The organism is Asanoa sp. NPDC050611, from assembly GCF_040654855.1.
Classification (GTDB): Bacteria; Actinomycetota; Actinomycetes; order Mycobacteriales; family Micromonosporaceae; genus Asanoa.
This window is the reverse complement of record NZ_JBFAIU010000364.1, coordinates 1-7448: the sequence shown is the minus strand read 5'-3', so window position 1 is coordinate 7448 and position 7448 is coordinate 1. Positions and strand designations below refer to the sequence as shown.

The window sequence follows — 7448 nt, the reverse complement described above, 5'->3', positions numbered from 1 at the left end:
CAGCCTCGTGGTCGGGCTGCTCGCGCTAACGGTCCTGGTCAGCCTGAGCCGCACCCGCGGCCGCCAGGTGTCCGAACTCGGCGTACGGCGGTAGGACCAGCCGAACAGCACGATGCCGGTCGCCCCGTGCTCCCGGGCGTACCGGATCGCGGCGGCCAGATCCCGCCACTCCGTGTCACCGAGGTGGTAGTAGCCGTCCGGGCTCGCCGGCGCGTCCGGGTCGTTCCGGTAGCCGATCACCAGCATGGTCAGCCCGGCCTTGACGACGTCGGGCAGAACGCGCAGCGCCTCGTGCCGGCTGCCGCCCCGGCCGTGCACGGCGATCGCCCACATGCCGGGCCGGTGGCCGCCCGGCGGCGGCACGAGCCACGCCGGCAGGTCGCCCAGCTCCCCCGCCACCGGCACGGTCGCGTAGTCGAGCCCGAACGCGGTCTTCGGATCGGTGCCGAACACGTTGTAGTCGACCGCGACCTTGAACCCCGGCCGCAGCTCCCCGGCGACCACCTCGTCGACCCGGCGCACGACGGTGTCTCCGTCGACCCGCACCTCCGCCGTCAGCCGGGCCCCGCCGTCGGGCCAGAGCAGGCCGAGCGCGATCGGCTTGGCGGTGTCGTCGTCGCGGCTGAGCGTGACCTCGTCGCCGTCGACGGCGAGCGCCCGCACGACCAGCTCCTGCAGGTGTTCGACGCCGAGCAGCTCGCCGGAGAAGTAGTAGCCCGCGCCCGCGGTGCCGAACGCACTGGTCGCCGCGGCGGCCAGCGCACCGCCGACCACCCGGCGTCGGGTCACGATCACACGGCAACATCACCACAAAACCCAAGATCATGCGACGGTACGGCGAGTTGAGCTTCCTCACGGCCCGGCGCCCTCACGGACGACCACCGCGGCGCCCGGTCGCAGTGGGTCGCCTGCTGTGACGGCTTCGCCCGTGAGCAGATCGAGGCCGTCGGCCCGCAGGTCGTAGGGCCGCTCACCGTGGTTGATCGCGACGAGCCAGCCGCGACCGTCGCGCGTGCGGCGAACGACCTCCACCCCGGCCGGCGGCGGCGGTCTGCGCGGGAGCACCCCGGCGCCCTCCGCGACCGCGCCGAGCAGCGCCACGTAGGCCTCGTCGTCGAGCCGGGTGGAGAGGTACCAGGCCTCGCCCGACCCGACCCGGTGGCGGGTGACGGCCGGGCGGCCGTCCTCGTACCGGATGGTCGCGTCCGCGCCGGTGAGGTGGACGGTCTCGCTCCAGAGGCTGCCGCTCGCACCGCCGGAGAGCGCCCGGCCCGCGCCCTCGGCCAGCGGATGGACCTCCTCCAGGCGCACACCGAGCAGCTCACGCAGCGCGCCGGCACGGCCGCCCGGGTGAACGCGGGCCCGGTCGTCGGCCACTCCGGTCAGGTAGGTCGCGACCAGCCGGCCACCGCCGGTCACCCAGCCCGCCAGGGTGGCGGACTGCTCGTCGGTGAGCAGGTACCAGCAGGGCAGCACGAGCACCGCGTACCGGGAAAGCCCGTCCAGGCCACCGACGACGTCGCAGGTCAGTCCCCCGCGGGCCAACGCCCGGTGGGCCAGCCGGGCCTCGGTGCGGTGGTCGACCGCGCTGGACGGCAGCACGGTCGCGTCCAGCGCCCACTGCGACGGCTCGTGGAACCCGACGGCGACCCTGGCCTCGACCGCCGCGTCGAGCAGCTCGGCCGTCCTGGCCAGCGTGGCGCCGAGGGCCGCGGCCTCGCGATGGACCCGGGTCTCGGCACCGGCGTGCGGCACCATCGCGGCGTGGAAGACCTCGGCGCCGCCCCGCGGGGCCCGCCACTGGAAGAACATCGCACCGCGGGAGCCGCGCGCCACCGCGGCGAGCGCGTGCCGGGTCATCCGGCCCGGCTCCTTGGCGTGCATCCGTCCGCGGGTGTAGACGAGGTTGGGCGCGGTCTCCATCAGCAACCAGTCCGGGCGCCCCGTCCCGTCCAGAGCCCAGCCGCGGGCGAGATCCGCGAGGAAGGCGGCCTCCTCCTCGGCGGCCGGCCCGGACTCGGCCGGGTAGTGGTCGACGGCGACCAGGTCGACCTCGCGGGACCAGCGGAGGTGGTCGACGGGCACCCAGTCGCCGAGCACGAAGTTCGTGGTGACCGGCACGCCGGGGGCCACGGTGCGGAGCACGTCGCGCTGTTCGCGGTACGCGTCCAGAAGCTCGTCGGAGGTGAACCGGCGGAAGTCCAGCACCTGTGCGGGGTTGGGAAGATACTGCGTCGTCCGGGGCGGCAGGATCTCCGCCCAGTCGCCGTACCGCTGGCTCCAGAAGGTCGTGGTCCACGCGTCGTTGAGCGCGTCGAGGCTGCCGTAGCGGCGTTCCAGCCAGCCGCGGAAGGCGTCAGCGGTCAGGTCGCAGTGGCAGGTCGTGCCGTACTCGTTGTGCACCCGCCACAGGGCCAGCGCGGGATGGCGGCGGTACCGCTCGGCCAGCGCACCGGCGAGCCGGCGGGCCGCGGCGCGGTACGCGGGGGCGCTGGCGCAGTAGGTGTCGCGGCTGCCGGGGCTGCGCCGGATGCCGTCGGGCCCGACCGGCAGCGTCTCCGGGTGCCGCCGGCTGAACCACGGCGGCGGGGCGGCGGTGGGTGTGGCCAGCGCGACCCGGATGCCGGCGCCCGCGAGTCCATCCAGGACGGTGTCGAGCCAGCCGAACGCGTACCGGCCGGGCGACGGTTCCAGCACCGACCAGGCGAAGACGCCGACGGTGACCACCGTGACACCGGCGGCCCGCATGAGCGCGAGGTCCTCGCGCCACACCGGCTCGGGCCACTGCTCAGGGTTGTAGTCGCCGCCGTAGAACACCGGTCAGCCCTTGACGGCACCGAGGATCACGCCGCGCGTGAAGTGCCGTTGCACGAACGGGTACACGGCGGCGATGGGCGCGACGGTCACGACGACCACCGCCATCTTGATCGCCAGCGTCGGCGGCAGCGCGGTGCCGACCGCCGTGCCCGACGTCTGTGGCGTCTGCCCGGCGAGGATGAACGTCTGCAGGACGCGCTGGATCGGGAACTTCTCGTTGTCGTCGATGTAGAGCAGCGCCGTGAACCAGATGTTCCAGTAGCCGACGGCGTAGAAGAGACCGACCACGGCGACGACCGCCTTCGACAGCGGCAGCACGATCCGCCACAGGATCCGCAGCTCCCCGGCACCGTCGACGCGGGCGCTGTCGAGCAGCTCGCCGGGCAGGTTCTGGAAGAACGCCCGCACGACGACGAAGTTGAAGACGTTCAGCGCGCTGGGCAGGATCAGCGCCCACAGGGTGTCCTTGAGACCGACCCCGGTCACCACGAGGTAGCTGGGCACCAGGCCCGGGTGGACGAGGAACGTCAGCAGGAAGAAGAAGAGCAGGCCACGGTGGCCGACCGAGCCGGGGCGGGACAGGCCGTACGCGGCGGGGACGGTGACCAGCAGGCTCACCGCGGTGCCGCAGACCGTCACCAGCACGCTGATCCACAACGCCTGGCTGATCTGGCCGCCGGAGAAGATGATCCGGTACGCGGATAGGTCGATTCCGCGCGGCACCACCACGAGGCCGCCGGAGGCGTTGATGGTCTCGCGCGAGGACACGCTGGTGACCAGCGCGACCCACAGCGGCACGAGCACGACGAGCACCACCGCGGTCAGCACCGAGCCCTTGGCCACCTGACCGGCGACGCTGGGCGGCTCCTCCCAGACAGGCCTCATGAGCGGGCGTACACCCCCCGTTCGCCGAACAGGTGGGCGACCTTGTTGGCGAGCAGGATCAGCACCAGCCCGACGGCCGCCTTGAACAGGCCGGCGGCGGCGCCGAAGCCGTAGTCGCCGGTCGTGATCGCGTGGTAGTAGACGAACGTGTCGAGCACCTCGGCGGCCTGCCGGCCCACCGCCTCGCGCTGCAGCAGGAACTGCTCGAAGCCCACCGACAGCGCGTCACCGAGCCGCAGGATCAGCAGGAGCACGATGACCGGGCGCAGGCCGGGCAGCGTGACGTGCCACAGCCGCCGCCACCGCCCGGCTCCGTCCGCCGCGGCCGCCTCGTACAGGTGCGGGTCTATTGTCGACAGTGCGGCCAGGAAGACGATCGTGCCCCAGCCGACGTCCTTCCAGACCACCTCGGCGGTGACCAGGAGGATGAACGTGTCCGGGTTGGTCATGATCTCCGGTGGGTCGATGCCGGCCTGGCGCAGCTCCTGGGCGAGCAGTCCCGCGCCGCCGAGCATCTGCACGAAGAAGGTGACGACCAGCACCCAGCTGAAGAAGTGCGGCAGGTAGACGACGGTCTGGACGAACGAGCGGACCCGCTTCGACATGATGCTGTCGAGGATCAGGGCCAGCGCGATCGGCAGCGGGAAGAAGAACACCAGCTGGAACGCGGTGATCGACAAGGTGTTCCGGAGCGCGTCCCAGAACGCCGGCGTGGCGAACAAGGCACGGAAGTTCTCCAGGCCGATGAAGGGGCTGCCCAGCAAGGCCTGCAGGGGGCTGTCGCCGATGTACGGGTTGTAGTCCTGGAACGCGACGACGTTGCCGAGCACCGGCACGTAGTGGAAGACCAGCAACAGCAGGGCTCCCGGCAGGACCATCGCCAGCAGCGGCCAGTCCCGGCGCAGCCGCGCCCGAAAGGGCACGCGGCGCCGGCGTTTCATCGGCCGGCGTCGGCCAGCGCCTTGCCGAGCAGCTCCCGTGCCTCGTCTCCACCGTTGGCCCGCCATTCCTTGACCACCGCGTCGAGCTCGGACAGCGGCCGCCGGCCCCGGAGGATGTCGTTGATCTGGTCTTCCGAGGGCACCAGCCCGGCCTTGTACTTCGCCGGCATCTCGAACTTCAGGCCGTCCCACGGGTCCTTCTCGAGGTTGGTGACGGTGGCGTTCGCGTACGCCAGCATGTCGGGCACGTATTTCGGGGTCTGCGGCGTCGGCTGCACGACCGGGCTGCGGCCGCTGATGAAGAAGTACTGGTTCTGGATCTCCTTGAAGCCGAGGTCGGTCTTGACCGGCCCGTCCGGGCCACGCGTGTGCTGCTTGCCCTCGGCGCCGAACTCGCGCAGGTTGAACTCGTTGGTGCCGAACGGCGCGGAGCACCAGTTGACCACCCGCAGGATCTCCTCGACCCGTTCCTTGCCGAGGCCCTTCTTGACGAAGGTGTAGGAGATCGGCTCGTCGTCGCCCCAGGCGAGCGGGGTGCCGCCACCCGCGGCGAACAGGGGCACCGGCGCCACGTCGAAGCCGGGCGTGACGTTCTGCTGCTCGGCCTGCATGGGCTGCCACATGCCCATGCCGTCCTGCTTGAACAGGATCTTCCCGCTCTGCAGCAACTGTTTGGCGTCGGCGCCCCGGCTCGCGACGACGTCGGGGTGCACCAGGCCCTCGGCGTAGAGCTTCGCCATGAACTCGGCCGCCTGCCGGAACTCCTGTGTCTCGTACTTGAACTCGGGCGTGCCGTCGGACTTCAGCCGCCAGCCGTCCTTGCTGCCGGGCGCTTTGTGGAACATCTGGACCATCGCGAAGATGTTGTCGAAGGCCCAGACACCCTTGCGCTCGTCGGTGACCGCCTTGCCGGTCGCGTGCAGCTCCGCGAGCGAGGTCGGCGGCCCGAGGCTCGCCTTGCCCAGCAGGTCCTTGCGGTAGAACAGCACGAACGGGAACGGGTTGTCGGTCGGGTTCGGCACGGCCATCAGCCGCTCGTTCCAGCACGCGTTGCGCCAGGCACCGGCCGGCAGCGTGGCCAGCATCGGGTACGCCTTGACCGCCGAGCCCGCCAGGAACGGAGTCAGGTCCTCGAACAGCGCCTGCACCGCGTCGCCGAAGCGGGCCAGCTTCGAGACCTCCCAGCCCGGCACGCAGAGCAGGTCCGGGACGTCCCGCGCGCCGAGGACCGCGCCGAGCTTCTCGGCGTACGTGTTGCCGTCCTGGACACTGAACTCGACGGGTGTCCCGAGCTTGGCGTTGACCGCGGTCAGGTAGCCGTTGTCGGCGCCGCTGGGCGGTGCCGGGCCCCAGGCCGGTGTCATCGCGCTGATGGGCTTGCCGCCCGCGCCCGGCTGTTGCGCGACGGCGTCGACCAGGGTCCCGGGGAACCGCGTGTAGCCGTCGGCGACCGGCCGGGTGCTGACGATGTCCGGCGTCGGGATGCCCGCCGGCAGCGGGCCCGCTTCGGGCAGGACGCCGGCCAGGGCGTCCAGCTTCTGGGTGGCCCCGCCCTCGGCGGCCTTGTCGCCGCAGCCGCCCAGGAGTCCCGCGCCGGCGGCCGCGGTGACGCTGTAACCGACCAGCCGCAGGAAGGTGCGCCGGCTGGTGGCGCCCGTGTCCATCGTCACGGCGCTCCTCCCACATTTAGTTTGGCTTGTAGCCAAACAAAGTAGTCGACGGTCAGATCCACCACAAGAGACGATTACGGCCGCGCCGACCGGTGCGGCATAGTGGCACCCATGACCCTGGAGCGCGCATGATCGGCCTGCCCGCGGCCACCCGGCCCACCGACCTGGTGGACGTGCGGGTGACCAACCTGGCCCTCGTGCTCCGGCACGTCCGCGCGCACGCCCCGTGCTCACGGGCGGACATCGCGGCGGCGACGGGACTCAACAAGGCGACGGTCTCGAGCCTCGTCACCGACCTCATCGAGCGCCGGCTGCTGCGCGAGTCCGGGCTCGTGGGCAGCCGGATCGGCCGGCCCGCGACGATGCTGACACTGGAGGGCATGCCGTACGCCGCGATCGGCATCGAGGTCGCGCCGGACCACCTCAGCGCGGTGGCGGTCGACTTCGCCGGCGGCCGCCTGCTCACCTGGCGCCGGGCGGCACCCGGCCCCGAGGCGCCGGCAGGGCGCACCGTCGCGGCGGTCGCGGCGCTGGCCGCGCGCGTGGTCGGCAAGGTGACCGGGCAGGGGCGCACGGTGCTCGGCCTCACGCTGGGCGCGCCCGACGACGGCATCGGTGCGCAGGTCACCCGCAGCCTGCACGACCCGGCGTTCGATGTCGTCGTCTCGCCCGCGGCGGCCCTGGCCGTGCTGGCCGAGCAGCGCGAGGGCTCCCACGCGGGCAGCGCCGATCTCGTGCACCTGCGCGGCGGCGTCGGCGTCACCGCCGGGGTCATCGCCGGTGGCCGCCCGCTGCGTGGCGCGCGCGGGCTCGCCGGCTCGATCGGGCATCTCACGGTCGACCCGGACGGCCCCTCGTGCGCGTGTGGCCGGCGCGGCTGCCTCGACCTCTTCCTCGGGCTGCCGGCCCTGTTCCGCGCGGCACTGCCGGGCGAGCCGCCGCCGGTCGATTGGGGTGCCGGCGTCGAACGGCTCGCCACCCTGGCGCACACCGGTGACGCCACCGCCCTCGCGGCGTTGACGGCGGCCGGCGGCCACCTCGGCTCCGCCGTCCGGGCGCTGGCCGACGTGCTCGAACGCCTGGTCATGGACAGCGGCTCGGTCGAGCTGACGTTCGCGGTGACCGAGGAGGGCAC

Annotated in this window: 6 protein-coding genes; 1 reads left to right on the top strand and 5 read right to left on the bottom strand. The window is 72.5% G+C overall.

The window, feature by feature from the left end:
• The 5 genes from AB0H87_RS35065 to AB0H87_RS35045 all read right to left on the bottom strand — a co-directional run.
• On the bottom strand, positions 1–789 hold a 789-nt coding region (locus tag AB0H87_RS35065; protein WP_360155784.1), incomplete at its 3' end, for a hypothetical protein.
• Positions 790–852: 63 nt separating this feature from the next.
• The gene (locus AB0H87_RS35060) at positions 853–2817 is read right to left on the bottom strand and encodes a beta-galactosidase (RefSeq protein ID WP_360155781.1); all 1965 of its coding nucleotides are present in this window, start codon (positions 2815–2817) and stop codon (positions 853–855) included.
• A 3-nt stretch (positions 2818–2820) separates the two neighbouring features.
• Positions 2821–3702: a carbohydrate ABC transporter permease gene (locus AB0H87_RS35055; protein ID WP_360155778.1), complete on the bottom strand. Its 882-nt coding sequence runs from the start codon at positions 3700–3702 to the stop codon at positions 2821–2823.
• A complete protein-coding gene (locus AB0H87_RS35050) occupies positions 3699–4625 on the bottom strand; it encodes an ABC transporter permease subunit (RefSeq protein WP_360155775.1) in 927 nt (308 codons plus the stop codon). Before AB0H87_RS35050 ends, AB0H87_RS35055 begins: the two co-directional genes overlap by 4 nt.
• Positions 4626–4639: 14 nt before the next feature.
• Positions 4640–6307 (bottom strand): extracellular solute-binding protein, encoded by a 1668-nt coding sequence (locus AB0H87_RS35045; RefSeq protein WP_360155787.1) that lies wholly within the window; start codon positions 6305–6307, stop codon positions 4640–4642.
• Between the two features lie 134 nt (positions 6308–6441).
• On the opposite strand from AB0H87_RS35045, the gene AB0H87_RS35040 reads away from it, so the two are divergent.
• Positions 6442–7448, top strand: a 1007-nt coding sequence (locus AB0H87_RS35040; protein WP_360155772.1) for an ROK family transcriptional regulator, incomplete at its 3' end; no start/stop codon positions are given.

Bases quoted from the DNA above. Each gene is read 5' to 3' on its own strand.
- AB0H87_RS35055 (WP_360155778.1), bottom strand. From the start codon at position 3,702: ATGAGGCCTGTCTGGGAGGAGCCGCCCAGCGTCGCCGGTCAGGTGGCC.
- AB0H87_RS35045 (WP_360155787.1), bottom strand. From the start codon at position 6,307: ATGGACACGGGCGCCACCAGCCGGCGCACCTTCCTGCGGCTGGTCGGT.